The 14718-nt window shown below is 46.8% G+C and carries 15 protein-coding genes; 9 read left to right on the top strand and 6 right to left on the bottom strand.

What is annotated here, in order from left to right; translation table 11 throughout:
* Positions 1–53 precede the first annotated feature (53 nt).
* Positions 54–584 (top strand): DUF2780 domain-containing protein, encoded by a 531-nt coding sequence (locus AYJ58_RS03805; protein ID WP_106649057.1) that lies wholly within the window; start codon positions 54–56, stop codon positions 582–584.
* Positions 585–684: 100 nt separating this feature from the next.
* The gene (locus tag AYJ58_RS03800) at positions 685–1158 is read left to right on the top strand and encodes a tellurite resistance TerB family protein (RefSeq protein ID WP_106649056.1); all 474 of its coding nucleotides are present in this window, start codon (positions 685–687) and stop codon (positions 1156–1158) included.
* Between the two features lie 175 nt (positions 1159–1333).
* On the opposite strand, the gene AYJ58_RS03795 is transcribed toward AYJ58_RS03800, so the two are convergent.
* Positions 1334–2158, bottom strand: a complete 825-nt coding sequence (locus AYJ58_RS03795; RefSeq protein WP_106649055.1) for an HDOD domain-containing protein — start codon at positions 2156–2158, stop codon at positions 1334–1336.
* A 339-nt stretch (positions 2159–2497) separates the two neighbouring features.
* Here AYJ58_RS03795 and AYJ58_RS03790 point away from each other — a divergent pair, with 339 nt between their 5' ends.
* Entirely contained in the window at positions 2498–3109 is a 612-nt protein-coding gene (locus AYJ58_RS03790) for an energy transducer TonB (RefSeq protein WP_106649054.1), read from the top strand.
* A gap of 90 nt (positions 3110–3199) precedes the next feature.
* On the opposite strand, the gene yjeH is transcribed toward AYJ58_RS03790, so the two are convergent.
* Entirely contained in the window at positions 3200–4462 is a 1263-nt protein-coding gene (gene yjeH / locus AYJ58_RS03785; RefSeq protein WP_106649053.1) for an L-methionine/branched-chain amino acid transporter, read from the bottom strand.
* A gap of 251 nt (positions 4463–4713) precedes the next feature.
* On the opposite strand from yjeH, the gene AYJ58_RS03780 reads away from it, so the two are divergent.
* Entirely contained in the window at positions 4714–5145 is a 432-nt protein-coding gene (locus AYJ58_RS03780) for an Lrp/AsnC family transcriptional regulator (protein WP_006079646.1), read from the top strand.
* A 273-nt stretch (positions 5146–5418) separates the two neighbouring features.
* Here AYJ58_RS03780 and nrfD read toward each other — a convergent pair whose 3' ends face one another.
* The 4 genes from nrfD to AYJ58_RS03760 all read right to left on the bottom strand — a co-directional run bounded on the left by nrfD (position 5419) and on the right by AYJ58_RS03760 (position 8068).
* Positions 5419–6360, bottom strand: coding sequence for a cytochrome c nitrite reductase subunit NrfD (gene nrfD / locus AYJ58_RS03775; protein ID WP_106649052.1), 942 nt, complete (start codon positions 6358–6360; stop codon positions 5419–5421).
* Positions 6357–7043 (bottom strand): 4Fe-4S dicluster domain-containing protein, encoded by a 687-nt coding sequence (locus AYJ58_RS03770; RefSeq protein ID WP_106649051.1) that lies wholly within the window; start codon positions 7041–7043, stop codon positions 6357–6359. Before AYJ58_RS03770 ends, nrfD begins: the two co-directional genes overlap by 4 nt.
* A gap of 9 nt (positions 7044–7052) precedes the next feature.
* Positions 7053–7514 (bottom strand): nitrite reductase, encoded by a 462-nt coding sequence (locus AYJ58_RS03765; RefSeq protein WP_106649050.1) that lies wholly within the window; start codon positions 7512–7514, stop codon positions 7053–7055.
* 77 nt (positions 7515–7591) lie between these two features.
* The gene (locus AYJ58_RS03760) at positions 7592–8068 is read right to left on the bottom strand and encodes a DUF2726 domain-containing protein (RefSeq protein WP_106649049.1); all 477 of its coding nucleotides are present in this window, start codon (positions 8066–8068) and stop codon (positions 7592–7594) included.
* 410 nt (positions 8069–8478) lie between these two features.
* On the opposite strand from AYJ58_RS03760, the gene AYJ58_RS03755 reads away from it, so the two are divergent.
* From AYJ58_RS03755 to menE, 5 genes are all read left to right on the top strand, one after another.
* Positions 8479–9447 (top strand): LysR family transcriptional regulator, encoded by a 969-nt coding sequence (locus tag AYJ58_RS03755; protein ID WP_106649048.1) that lies wholly within the window; start codon positions 8479–8481, stop codon positions 9445–9447.
* Positions 9448–9628: 181 nt separating this feature from the next.
* Complete coding sequence (menD, locus tag AYJ58_RS03750) at positions 9629–11350, top strand: 2-succinyl-5-enolpyruvyl-6-hydroxy-3-cyclohexene-1-carboxylic-acid synthase (RefSeq protein WP_106649047.1); 1722 nt, start codon at positions 9629–9631, stop codon at positions 11348–11350.
* Entirely contained in the window at positions 11350–12144 is a 795-nt protein-coding gene (menH, locus tag AYJ58_RS03745) for a 2-succinyl-6-hydroxy-2,4-cyclohexadiene-1-carboxylate synthase (protein ID WP_106649046.1), read from the top strand. The genes menD and menH overlap by 1 nt, the downstream gene beginning before the upstream one ends.
* 27 nt (positions 12145–12171) lie before the next feature.
* On the top strand, positions 12172–13266 hold the full coding sequence (gene menC / locus AYJ58_RS03740; RefSeq protein ID WP_106649045.1) for an o-succinylbenzoate synthase: 1095 nt from the start codon (positions 12172–12174) through the stop codon (positions 13264–13266).
* Position 13267: 1 nt separating this feature from the next.
* On the top strand, positions 13268–14680 hold the full coding sequence (menE, locus tag AYJ58_RS03735) for an o-succinylbenzoate--CoA ligase (RefSeq protein ID WP_106649044.1): 1413 nt from the start codon (positions 13268–13270) through the stop codon (positions 14678–14680).
* Positions 14681–14718 lie beyond the last annotated feature (38 nt).

Genomic DNA, 14718 nt, shown 5'->3' with positions numbered 1-14718 from the left:
CCCGCTAAACTGTTCTGCGAACACGTGCGCAAACCATCAAAGGACGCTTCCATATGAAACACACTCTTACCCTCTCGATCTTCCTCGGCACTTGTATTTTAGCGGCGCCAGCCAGTGCAGGATGGTTAGATAACTTGGCCGGAACTCAAGCCAAAACGGAAAAAGCGGCCACGACGGCGACAGCGACTCAGTCAAATGATTTGGTTGGCAACGTCATGTCACAATTGGGTTTAAACCAAACTCAAGCCGAAGGTGGCTTAGGCAGTTTATTAGGCTTAGCGCAATCAAGCCTAGGGACAACCGACTACTCAAAACTGGCTGCCAGCATTCCTAATGCCGATAGCTTGTTAGCGGCAGCACCTAAATTGGACTCAACATCAGGCGTTTCTGGCTTGTTATCCAAGGCGGGTAATTTAGGCTCATCACTGCAAGGCAGTGCTATGGTGTTAGACGCCTTTGAAAAATTGGGTATTTCTAAAGATCTGGCGATGCCAATGATCAACATTGCTAAGTCTTACTTAGAAACCAATGGCACTGAAGGCACCTCTGACTTACTGATGAAAGGTCTGAACTCGCTACTGTAATCCCGTTTTATCTCACCCTAAGCAACTCAGTGCTTAGGGTGAACTTTCGCCCCTCAATCGACTCTACCTTATATTCCCCCCAACATGAGAACCGCCAAATATGATTGCGAAGTTAAGACGATTCTTTGAAGCACATACGCAAGCAGTCTCACCTGAAGACAAGGCGCATCAACTTAAACTCGCCGCAGCGAGCATGTTACTTGAAGTGGTGTTTGCCGATGATACCTTAACGGCTGAGGAGGAAGCCTTATTGCCTAAGCTACTGACAGAAACGCTATCAATGCCAGAAGCTGACGCTAAAACACTGATTACTGAAGCTAAAAGTGTGCAAGGTAGCGCGACCTCACTGTTTGAATTTACCTCAGCGATTAACGCCGAATTTAGCCTAGCGCAAAAGCAGCAATTATTGCTCGCCATGTGGCAACTGGCCTATGCCGATGGGCAGTTATCCCAATATGAAGACCAAATCATTCGCCGTACCGCTGATTTGCTGTACCTCAAACACAGCGAGTTAATTCAAATGCGCAATCTTGCCATCGCCGCCAATCGACATACTGATCAAGCGCCTCAGTAATTCCACGGTTAAATCAAGGTAACAATTGATTAATCCGTCGCATAAAAAAGCGTGAATGCAAAACGCTATCTCGTTTCACATTCACGCTATAGTCTCAAGACTCTATTGATATCGCCTTTGACTAAAAATGATTTGTCCTGCCGCGCGATTGACTTAAACCCAACTCACCTAAACCCTAAGCTAAGGCTCTACCGATTTCGAACCCTGAGCCGCGTAACTCAGTCAACTTAGTCCGCAATCCCCCCATCTCCATCCTTAATCCTTTCTTTGTGGCTAACTGAGATAACCAACTGGTTTTCTCATCATCCTCAATCGTGTCCCACTCATCCAACACTTTGTAAGATAGGCATAATAATGCGGCAAGTTTTGAAAATGGGTCCGAATCCTTAGGGTGATCTTGATATAAAATACCTTCTACCAGCGCTGTGGTGAATTTCCAATTTTTAGCCAGCAGTGCGCCAATATCGGGTGAGTCATATCCAAGCAACTCACGTTCAAACTCATGCTTATCTTTACCCTGAGCAACAGCTTCAGCTATTTTCGCCGCATCTTCAGGTGACACGGCCGCAATGAGTAAGTCGCCAATTCGATGCAAGATACCGCAGGTAAATGCTTCTTCAGGCATAACACCACAACGTTTCGCCATTTCTTGGCTATAAAGGGCAATCTCAAAGGTTTGTCCCCAAAATTGGGCTAAGTCGATTCCTTCACACTTAGGAACAGCGCCAATTACAGCCGATGCAAGCACTAAGGTACGCAGGGTTTGCATCCCAAGACGCACCACGGCTTCGTCGATCGTGCCCACCTCTCGACTGCGTCCGTAGTGGGCACAGTTGGCAAGGCGTAATACTCTAGCGCTGATTAAGGGATCGTGTGCAACCTTAGTGGCAATACTTTTTACTGTCGCATTGTCGTCATTGACTGCGTCTAATAGCTCACTGATCGCCTTGGGTAACCTGGGTAATTCATCCACTCGATTGAGTAACGCAGCTGAATCCATTTTTATGCTCCTTCTATATGAATGATCAAAATATAGAACACAAGTTATCGCCTCGCTCACCGAGATACATTAAATATCAGTAATGTGCGGTACTTCGGCAACAAAGCATGGCGCTCATCAGACTTAAGGTTTACCTCTCGATTTAACTTAATTTAATCACACTCGATTCTATCCTGCTCCGAGATCGACAAAGCGCTACGCAGGCTGACGTTAAGCGAAAGCGGAGCTGAACCCTTAACGCTAAAGGCGCAATCTTAGTTAAATTGTAAATAAATATTTCAAAAATTCAGTAAAGAGTGATATTGATAAAAGGCCATTAACTCACTGTAAGGAAGCAATATGAGCCAAAACGCACTCGTTAGCCGCACTGGTCTTATCTTAGCTAGCGCTTTAATCACCTTAGGGCTGTTCGTCTTTATGGCGCAGCTCATCAACAAACCACAAACTGTCACAGGACAAGCCTCGGATGCGCCGCAAATCAATATACTGATGACAGAACGCACGCCGATACCACCAAAAGAAAAAACGAAACCCGAACCACCCAAGCCCATTCCTGCACGGGAGCGTGTGAGTGTCCCCGGTGAAACCAGCGAGTCTTTAGCTTTTACCCCTGAGACATTCATGCCTGAAATGCCAACGCAAACCACCCTGTATACGCAATCTGCGATGACAGCTGAAGCCTTACCAGTTGTGCAAGTGTCGCCTCGTTATCCCATAGATGCGGCGCAAAGTGGTAAAGAAGGTTATGTCGTTGTGGGGTTTGATATTACGGCCGATGGCACCGTGAGTAATGTGCGGGTATTAGATGCGAACCCTAAGCGCGTTTTCGATAAGGCAGCGTTATCAGCGGTACAGAATTGGAAATACAAACCGAAATTTGATGCGGGCAAAGCCGTTGCGCAACTTAATCAGCAAGTGCAGTTAGACTTTAAATTAGATCAAAAAATTTAATCCACTGACACCTCAAAGCGCACAAAAAAGCCCTGCAGTCTCTTTCGTATTACAAGAGCTCAGGGCTTTTTGATTGAACTTTTGTCAGGATTACTCAGGAATCGCTACACCTTGCTTGCGGCTAATATGGGTCTTTTGCCACCACAAGAATGGCGCCACCACTAATATCAAAACTAATACATAGGACATGCTCGCACCCAAGGCAAAACCTAATGCCAAGCAAAACGCACAACCCAGCGCGACGAGTGGCCAATTATGGCGCGGTAATAACTTAGCGGCCGCTAACATTGCCATCAAATAGATCACCACAAATACGCCGTTGCTCCATGCAATAAGGTGTTCTAACTCTTGTCCGGTAAGATAAGTCAGCACTATCACGCTCGCCATCACAGATAACAGTGCTGCCAGCGCGCGAATGGGTACGCCATGGGCGTTCTTCACCGCAAAGAAACGCGGCAAAATACCTTCACAGCTAAAACTCCACACTAAACGTGCCGCACTGGCCGCATACACGTTTACAGTGGCCAATCCACTTGCAATCCCCAACACGCCGATCACTTGTGCGCCGTAACCACCGAGCAACTGGTCAAATACGCCGATCATGGCGACGCTTTTATCCGTCGGCACTAATAGTAGTAATAGTGTACAAGCCACATAAATGACCCCCACCAGCACAGTGCCCATCATCATAGCGGGGATCATATCCTGCTGCGGACGGCGAAAATCATCAGCCAAATGGGTCATCGCTTCTATGCCCAAGAAACTCCAAAAAGCGATGCCAGCGGCAATCATCACGGTTGGCATTTCAGGCATACCATGGCTGGCGAGTGTTGTCAGGTGACCTGGCTGAAAACTACTTGCGCCAAATAAGAGGACAACGACGGCCACTATGCACAGCGTCAGGCCAAATTGCAGCTTGGCCGACACTTGAATCCCCCTTAAATTAATCAGGAACAGGCCAACAATCACTAATACTTCAACACCGACCTTGGACCAACCCGATATCGGCATTAAGGCATTCACAAACTGAAAGGTCATCAAAATCGCGGCCGGCGCCCCCATGGGCACAACCAGTAAAAAGATCAGTCCAATTGTTCGACCAGCGGTGCGACCAAAGGCTTTTTCGACAAAATAAGCAGGGCCAGCGGCATGGGGAAATACACTCGCTAAACGGCCAAAAACCAGCGCCACAGGAATAATGGCTAAGGTGAGCAATATCCACGCGACTAGGGCGCCAGACTGCGCTTTTTCAATTGTCATCTGAGGCAAAATAAACACCCCAGTACCAAGCAAAGTGGTCGCCATTAAACCCGCACCTTGCCAACGACCTATAGTTCCGCTATTTGAATTCATCTGATAATATTCTGTGGTATTTGAGCTGTCAGTATAGTGAGATTTTGCCCCACAATCTGCCGTTAATTTCAGTGTTCTCCACGCCCAATACCGGCAAAATCACGGAATATAGCGTTATTTCCATCAAAATGACGGTCAACTTAAGATGTGGCTAAATAACCAGCCAAAATACTCAGTAAATTTTGTTACTATTCAAAACAATGGCAAAATTTTATACAGATATGATATCGCCATTTTCACTGGAGTCACCCTTGGATAAATTCGATACCGCCATCATTCATAGTTTGCGTCAGGATGCACGCCAGAGCGTGTCGAATATTGCCGAACAAGTGAACCTTTCCCGCAGCGCGGTAGCCGAGCGGATTAAAAAACTCGAACAGACTGGGGTGATCCGTGGCTATCAAGTACTCTTGAGTGAGTCGCAAAAAGAAGGGGTGTCGGCTTATTTCGAAATCCAACACCAATGTCCACGTTGTGCCGACGTGGTACACGTTTTTCAAGCGATCCCCGAGGTGATTACCTGCCGTGGTATTTCCGGTGATATGGATTTACTCGTGTACGTGCATGCACCTTCGATGCGCCGCCTGCATGAGATCCGTGAGTACATCGACACGCACACAGATATCATCAAGATCAAAACCCATGTGGTGATGAGTGAGTGGATTAATAATCTAGGCGAGTAAAGGACAGTTGCCCTAAAACAAGAAACGCCACCCTAAGGAATAGAGGTGGCGAGGCCCATTTGGAGGCAGGGCAAAATATTGAAGTGTAAAACATGGCATCCTTGCCCAGCGACCTCCCTGTTACACAACCAATCGCGACTAGACTTACCCCTTGAGAGCTCAGCCAGCGCCGCAAGGGCCTCATCTACAATGTTTTCCTTTGACATTGTTTCCGCGATCCGTCGATTTCCTTGATTCTTATCATCTTGTTCATTATGAATGTAGTGTCGCGCCTTAAGCGATCGTCATTTGTCCTGTGTACAGAATAAAGTTACGCAGCAATAAAACCCCGATTAAACTCAAGCATGCCGTCCCTGCAACATAAGCCCATTTGCGTTTCGACGTCGTAGTCATAAACAGGTTCATCGCTAAGGGGCCTGATAAACCGAGCCCGATAATCCCCACCCAGAAAATCCAGCCCCAGAAGCCATAACCTAGCGCATTAAAGGCGGCCATCTTACTCTGTCCTCCTGTAAGCACTAAGCCCATAAAGAAGGTAAAAATCAGCACAATTTCGACTAAAATCAGTGGAATTTCAACCTTGTGGATAAAGTGCACCTCTTTGTCATTCGGTTTGCCATTCATCAACACGCCACCAAGTAATGAAGATGCCGCGCCGGAAGACAATCCAGATGCCAAAAACAGTAAAGGCAGTACAGGATTTTTCAGCATGGGATAGCCGGGTAATGCCGATAACAAGAAGCCGGTATATGCGCCTAATGCTAAGGATAGAATCACCAGTAACCCCGTAATCGTCGCCTCAAGCCGAGCGAGTAAAGCCGTCAATTTAAGGACGATAGGAAAACGCGATTCACACCAAGCATCGACAGGTTTACGAAAGATCAACCCAATCCACATAAACATAAACACTTGGTAAATCAACAGAATAAGTACACCCATCGACATCACAGATTTAGGATTGTAAAACACCAAAATCTTCCAGAAATCGAGGGGTTTAGTTAAATCTGCCACCAATATGCCTAAGCCCGCCATTACGGCGACTGGGGCGACAATACAGGCGGCACGTATAAAACCAGACTGATAGGCGTTTTGCTTCAAAACAAAATGTTTCAACAGTACGGCGAAGAACATAGCCCCTGCTGATACACCCGCTAAAAACAGGTAAATTGCAATCGGCCAATGCCAGACTAAGGTATCAAAATGTAGGGCACTCATAGTATCACCTCCCCGGATTTTGCCAGGATACGGAACAACTTAGGTCGCGTTCCGAGGGCGACTTTCGCGCGTTGAGTTGGGTTAGCACGCAGCACTTGTACTAACTCAGACGTTGGATCTTTTAAATTACCGAACACTAACGCCTTAGTCGGACAAGCCTCAACGCAGGCAGGCTGTTTACCTTGCGCAAGATTCGTCTCACGGCAGAAATCACACTTATCCGCCGCGTGGGTGACTGGATTAATAAAACGAATTTTGTAAGGGCAAGCCGCAATACAATATTGGCAGCCGACACATTTCCACGCATTGACTGACACTATGCCGGTTTCTTTCTCAATAAAGGCAGCCCCCGTTGGGCACACGTTGACACAAGGTGCATCTTCACAATGCTGACAAGAAACACGGCTAAAGTGATAATACTCATTCGGATACTCACCGAACGGTCCAGTTTGCTCAATCCTGACCCGTGAAACCCCTTCTGGCACTTGATTGGTTTCACGACATGCCACTTCACATGCGCGGCAACCAATACACTTAGCTTCATCATGAATCATCGCATATTTAATATCTGACTCTGCTTTAACACTATCCGATGCATTCACTGTGGCGAGCAGTGATGCGCCCGTAGCGCCAGCAAATAAGGCACATGTGCCTTTTAGAAATCTTCTTTTTGAATTTTCCATAACCTACCCCTACTGGCCACTATGGCAATTGCGGCACAGCTCACTGCGAACTTTTGGCGTCATATCCGCCATTGGTTCGGTTGGGCTATGTAATTTATGACAGGCGGCACAGGACACTTTTTGTGCATGCACATTATGCGTCCACTCGGTTTCACCCAGTTTTCGCTGTGTATGGCACTTATGACAAACGGCGAGCTGAGTATCAAGCTCCGAGCCATCTTTCAGACCAAACACTACGATATCATTCGGCTTTTTAGGGTGGTCGCCTTTTTCGCCATGACAGGTTGAACAGGTCATTTTCATCGCATCTTGGCCGTGATGCCCTAACATTTGACCGTTACGTTTGTGACACTTCATACAACTCATGTCACTGTTAATTTGAAGGGCCGACTCGGCACTTGTCGCACCAAAGCTTAAAAGCAATGCAATTGCACCCAAGCGAATCGACCACAGCCATTGTCTTTTGGACATAGGGAGTCCTCATATTTATTTGGGGAAGGAAGAAGAGGAGTGTCAGGGTTCGGAGTTACCCGAACCCGACGGTCGGATCAGACGGCTAACGCTTGCTTTAGGCTTTGTGTATCCCACTGTTTATGTTGGTTCATTTCAATAAAGTTGATATTGAACTTACTAAACAGCTTTTTCATTGGCGAGTTATTTTCTTTGCCAAAATCACTGATCACCATTTTCACTTCAGATGAGTCATGATCTATTAACACATAGTCTAGTCGGCACTCATGATTTAAATCAGCATCATGCTGGTCCATTTCAAATACAGTGTCTAGCGGGACATTACAGCAAACATCGTATTTGCCTTCCACTACGGTTTTTAAAGATTTAAAAAAGTTAAAACTTTGTTTATCGAACAGTACTGGTTTAAGTTTCATTTCATGATGTTCTGCCTCATCGGGGCCCGCTTTAAAAAACTTAATGCAGGTCATGACGAACATGACAAAAACAAATGGCACTGCTACAAACAGCACGAAATACATAAACGCATAGCTGAGAATGACTGAAGTATTCATAACGCCTCCAATAACCTATTTATTTTTTGTTATCTCCTTTAAAGCAACTTCAGTATTAACGTGAAGCGTTTTATTTTTTTTGACCAAGATCACATTTAACAATGGTAATTTAATAAAAAACAACAAGTTAAGAATCAGATCTCATTACTATTTAGCGCAAATCTTGAATGTAAAAATTGATAATTGATAATCGCCAATGTGAAATTAAACTATATGAATTTCACCTTTTTAAAATTCCAAATTTATCTTTATCACATTTTGAAATATAAAAAACATTAAATCTAAAAACGACACTAGCAGACTGCGATATTATAGTTTTGAAGTTGAGATATGTTTCACATTAAAATTATTTAATGACGCCATAATTAATCGCTCCTTAAAGCATTTGCTCGACAAAAGGAATATAAAAAATGCACATTAGTAACATGGATGGCCTGGATATTCTGAGTTTGAAAATACTCGTTTCATTATATGAGAACAAGTCTGCAACTTATGTATCTAAGGCCCTTGATATTCCGGCTCCTAAAATAAGTCGTAGCCTTAAAAATCTACGGGAAATTTTTGGTGATGAACTTTTTATTCGTCGTAAATACGGACTATTCCCTAATGAGTTTGCGACCCATTTATATCCAATCGCGAAAGAAGCCATTGAATGTACTGATAAGTTTCATAAGGCCAGAGCCGCAAATGCTAACTTAGTAAAGACGCATATAGAAATTGCAGCTCCCGGCTTAATTGCTTACGCTTTTCCGAAAGCATTAATGCAAGCCATTAAAGATGAACAGAAGCTGATGCACATTAATATCACGCCTTGGTCTATGCATACGACCCATGATATTGTTAACGGTGATACTACACTGGGTATTTGCTGCAATAAAAGTACGGCAGATGTGGCCGCCTTTGGTGATAAACTCCTGACGACCACTTTGCAACGCATGGATAAGGTTTACCTTATTGCGAGCCGTAATCATCCTATTTTCAAACGGGAAATTACTTTAGAGACGATTGCAGAATATCCCTACGTCAATACCGACCTCGGTAATCCCAGCTCTAAGCTCAGTCCTTACCAAGAGTTTTGTCTGAAGAGCAACATTAAACTCAATACTGAAATTACCATTACTAGTATTTCAAGTTTGTTTGAATACCTAGGTGAGAGTCAGGCACTGTCGTTATTACCCTACCGCGTGGTTTACGAGATGGTGAGTGATGTGGCTGAACTGCACACATGCCAACTGTCACAACACGAAGCCGAACGTTTATATGCTCATACTGAAGCGCCAACCATTTTCTTAGTGCAAAAAAATCAGCCAAGCAAAGTGAGTGATGATTTAGTGTGGCTAAGTGGGCAAATTAAAAAGATTGTTGACCATATTATTTAGCCCAAAGCCGCTTACGCAACGCTTAGATTAGCCACTGTACAGAGGTGATAGGCATCCCCTGCCTTAGCTTATGCTCCACCTCAGCTCCCACACAAACCCGCCGAGAATTGTTAAGCCAAGCATACATCTTGGAGCATAAACACGTTACACTAAGCCCATCTTTATCCTAATAGATTCAGCTATGCGGACCGAAAATACAGCCACTCTTAATCTTATTTGGGGCGCACTTATTCTTGAGGAGTTAGCACGTCTTGGTGTGCAACATGTGTGTATGGCACCGGGCTCGCGCTCGACGCCGTTAACCCTCGCCGCCGCCCAGCAAACTAAACTCCAGCGTCACCTGCATTTTGACGAACGTGGACTCGGCTTTATGGCCTTAGGTCTGGCAAAAGCCAGCCGCGCACCGGTCGCTATCATCACCACCTCGGGCACCGCCGTCGCTAACTTGTATCCTGCGATTGTTGAAGCTTGGCTAACCCATGTGCCTTTGATCGTCTTAAGTGGCGATCGTCCGCCCGAATTACTCGGCTGCGGTGCCAATCAAGCCATAGTCCAACCGGGGATTTTTGCGAATTACGCCACCCAAGTTAATTTGCCAACGCCGGACATGCATATCGCACCGCAGGCATTGCTCACCACAGTGGATGAAGCAGTGGCGAATCAAACTCGTCCGGTGCACATCAACTGCATGTACCGTGAACCCTTGTATCCGAGTGAACTCGGTGGCGCGATTCTCGATGCCGAATCACCCTACCTCAAACCATTGCAAACTTGGCTGCAGCTCGCCCGCCCATATACCCAATATGGCAAGAGCAAGCAACTGAGCAGCCCCAGTGACGATGCCATTGTGCGGTTCGTCCACGGTAAAGGGGTGATCGTTGTCGGCACTCTCACGCCCGAGCAAGATCCACAGCAGCTTATCGCCCTATCGCAAAAAATCGGCTGGCCTTTGCTTACCGATGCCCAGTCGCAACTGCGTCAGCATCCCGCGGCAATAGGTAATATTGATCAACTGCTGCAACATCCAAGGGCACGCAATCTATTACAGGAAGCGGATCGCGTACTCGTATTCGGCGGCCGTTTATTATCAAAACGCTTGATAGGCTATCTCGCAGAGCAAAATTGGCACAGCTACTGGCAGGTGTTACCAGAACAAGACAGGCTAGATCCGAGCCACAATGCTAAACACATTTGGCACGCGAATGCACAGCAGTTTGCGGCCTTGAATTGGTATCGCTCATCCTCGGCAAACTGGGCGAATACCTTAATCACCTATAACGATGAATTGCATAACTTATTTGTGCGTAATATCGACCAAGGGGAATTTGGTGAAGCACAAGTTGTGCGGACTATCGCCAACACTCGTCCCTTAGAACAGCAGCTTTTTATCGGTAACAGCCTGCCTGTACGCTTGTACGACATGTATGCTCCAGTCAGTTGCTGCACAGCGACGACTTATACCAACCGTGGCGCCTCGGGTATTGACGGCTTGCTCGCCACCGCCTGCGGCATTGCAGCCCACGAAGGCAAACCCACCAGTTTGATCATCGGTGATTTATCGCAACTGCACGATCTTAACTCGCTGGCTATCGCCAAAGGCTTAACCAGCCCGCTGGTGATCGTGATCCTCAATAACGATGGCGGCAATATCTTTAACTTATTGCCGGTTCCCAATGAACAAGTTCGCAGCGATTATTATCGACTCAGCCACGGCTTAGAATTTGGCTATGCCGCTGCCATGTTTAATTTGCCCTATAATCAGGTGGATAATTTAGCCGATTTTCAAGATAGCTATAATGAAGCGCTGGATTTTCAGGGGGCTTCAATCATTGAAGTAAATGTGAGCCAAAACCAAGCCAGCGACCAAATCGCCGCGCTCAACCTTTGGGTGAAACAAAGCTAATGCCAACCATGGCCCGTTACGGCGATCCTTCACTACCGACCTTAGTGCTACTGCACGGCTTTTTAGGCACTAAGGCCGACTGGTTGCCGTTAATGCCTGCGCTAAGCCAGCACTTCCATTGTATTTGCTTAGATCTGCCGGGCCATGGGGATAATCAAGCTGAAGAGTCGAATGAGGCTAAACTCGATTTTGACTTCTGCGTCGAAAGCATAATAGCGCGGCTCAACCGCCTTAATCCAAGTCCCGACCCATTTCATCTCTACGGTTATTCCTTAGGTGGGCGTATTGCCTTGCACCTTGCAAAAGCTTATCCGCAGCGCTTGCTAAGTTTGAACCTCGAATCCTGCCACCCAGGACTGGTAGACCCGCAAGAAAAAACGGCCAGAACCAAGAATGATGCCCAATGGGCCGAGCGTTTATTGCATCTGACCAGCAAAGATTTTTTAAGCCTGTGGTATCAGCAGCCCGTGTTTGCTGACATGACTGTGGCCAAACGTAAAGCCTTAATCGAGCATCGTTCTGCAGCATTAGATCTGCATCCTAAACAGCTGCTTAAAGAAGTATTCTTAGCCACTTCACTTGCGCGCCAAGCATCGATGTGGGATGTGCCTTCGCAACTTGCCTGTGAGTGCCATTTCTTTGTGGGCAGCCAAGATACCAAGTTCCACGCCCTCGCCCAAGAATGGCAATTACACGCGCCCATCCTCGTCCATAGTATTCACGGCGCCGGCCACAACATACACCAAGCAGCTCCCGAGGCATTAATCGCAACAATAGTTAAGCTGCTAGGGTAAATAACAGCATTTAAATGTAGGAAATATATGATCTTAACTTCGCTTAACCTGTATCAATATCGACTACCGCTCGACGTATTATTGCCCGTCGGCAAGCAACGCATCGATCACAGGGCTGGATTAGTATTGCAAGCCTGCGCCAGAGCCGAGGGGGAGCACAGACAAGTCGAAGTTGAAATCGCCCCACTCTCTGGTATAGATGTCGATGAACAAGTCTTAGTGGGATTTAGCCGCGAAACACTGGCTCAAGTGCAAACGGCGTTAACTGAGTTATTACCCCAACTCGACGGTCAGCATATCGATACCCTGCTGGATTACGCCGAGCAAAGCCCTTCCCCTTCCTTGGCCTTTGGTTTAAGTCTGTTGCATGCCAAGTTAATGGGTAAGCTCAATGCTATCCGCCCACAAACTGCCACAGTCCCTTTGATTTATCATCCAACAGATGCGGGCAAAGACTTGCTCGATAACAAGATTGCGGCGCTCGGCAAGCATATTCATTCGGTGAAAGTTAAAGTCGCGCAGACCTCAATCGAAGACGAACTGAACCTGATTTATGGCATTTTACGCACCCGCCCCGATCTCAAATTGCGTTTAGACGCCAACCGTGGTTTTACACTTGAGCAAGCCATCGAATTTGCCGCTTGCTTGCCCCTAGATACCATCGAATACATAGAAGAGCCTTGTCAAAATCCACAGGATAATCTGGAGTTTTATCAAGCGATTGGCATGCCCTACGCCCTCGATGAATCGCTTAACGATCCCGATTATCAGTTTGCCATGCACAATGGCCTAACAGCGCTCGTCATCAAACCTATGCTGCTCGGCAGTATTGAAAAGCTAGCTAATTTAATCGAGACGGCGCAAAGCTATGGCGTGCGTTGCATTATCAGTTCGAGTCTTGAAAGCAGTTTAGGCATTAGCGATCTGGCCCATTTAGCCGCGATTCTCACGCCCGATGAAATCCCAGGACTCGATACCCTCAGCGCCTTTAGCCAAGATTTAATCGTGTCATCGGGTAAAAAACACTGCCTTACTCTGGCGCAACTTGAGCCTATTGCACAACACGTCATTGATTCAACGACGCAAAGTAATTTGGCTGCAGCCAAGCGTGAGGAAAACTAGTTTGTCTGACACCCGTCTATCAAAGTCGCTAGCACTGTCACCCCTGCACCAAGGCGCACTGGCGTTTCCACAACAGGCGGCCATCAAGTTGGCGGGGCAAGACATTTGTTACTCTGAGCTTAGCCAGCGCGTTATCGCTCTAGGTCAGCAGCTAAGAGCAGCAGGTCTTACAGAGGGTGAGCCACTCGCCTGTATTGCAGTGAATAATCTCCAGATGATTTGCCTCTATTGGGCCTGCATCGATATCGGAGCGATTTTTTTCCCAATATCACCTCGTTTTCCTCTCGCACAGATCCAAGGTTTAATCGATGGACATCAGATCCGCTATGTGTGGCGGGCTGAGATTTCTGATCTGCAGAATTGCGGCCAACTAGCCTTAGATTTTAATCGCCTCAGCAACGAGTCAGCCCAGCCTATCGATGTTACCCGACCCGCCAATGTGATTTTAACGTCGGGTTCTAGCGGTTTTCCAAAAGCGGCGGTGCATTGCTTAGCCAACCATATTGCCAATGCCGAAGGCGCTCGCAGCTTAATCCCGCTCGAACAAGGTGATGCTTGGCTGCTCTCATTGCCCTTATTTCATATCGGCGGCCTAGCGATATTAAACCGCTGCGCCTTAGTCGGTGCCAGTGTTGTCATGCCAGACCAAGCGCTGAATCTGAGTCAACAAATTGACCAAGATAAGCTGACCCACCTCTCTCTGGTGCCAGCACAACTGAGAAAATTATTAGCCGATACAAGTAGCAAGCTTAAAAGTATCAAAGCCTTACTACTTGGCGGCGGCGCAGTCTCGCTAGACTCACTCGTCGAGCTTAAGCAACGCAATATCGCCAGCTACACGAGTTACGGCATGACAGAAATGGGCTCGCAGATCACCACAGGCCCCGCATTAAGCGACGGCAGCAGTGGCAAATTACTCCCCAAACGTGAGCTTAAAATCGAAGACGGTGTGATTTGGGTGCGCGGCGAATGCCTGTTTATGGGCTACCTCACCCCTGAGGGAATACAAGCTGGTGTGGATAAAGACGGCTGGTTTTGTACTAAAGATAGAGGCGAATGGGACGAAAATGGCAATCTGCGCATCCTTGGCCGCGTCGATAACATGTTCATCTGTGGCGGTGAAAATATCCAACCAGAAGAAATCGAAGCCGCGCTTAAACTGCACTCACAAATAGACGATGCTATCGTTTTCGCTATCCCCGATGCCCAATTTGGCAATCTCCCCGCCGCTATCCTTCGCGGCAGTTTAACTCATCACACTGAGTCGATTGCCAATGAACTCGAATTGTTTCTCGCCGACAAAATCGCCCGCTTCAAACGCCCAAGACAATATTATGTATGGCCAGAAAATCATGAGCAGACAGGGCTGAAAGTCAACAGAAAAGCCTTGATAGCTAATCTTGTTAAACACTGATTTATCATCAAGGTCATCGAGCCAAATTGCAGCCATAA

It is taken from the genome of Shewanella sp. Pdp11 (assembly GCF_002838165.1).
Classification (GTDB): Bacteria; Pseudomonadota; Gammaproteobacteria; order Enterobacterales; family Shewanellaceae; genus Shewanella; species Shewanella hafniensis.
This window is presented reverse-complemented; position numbering and strand designations above follow the sequence as displayed.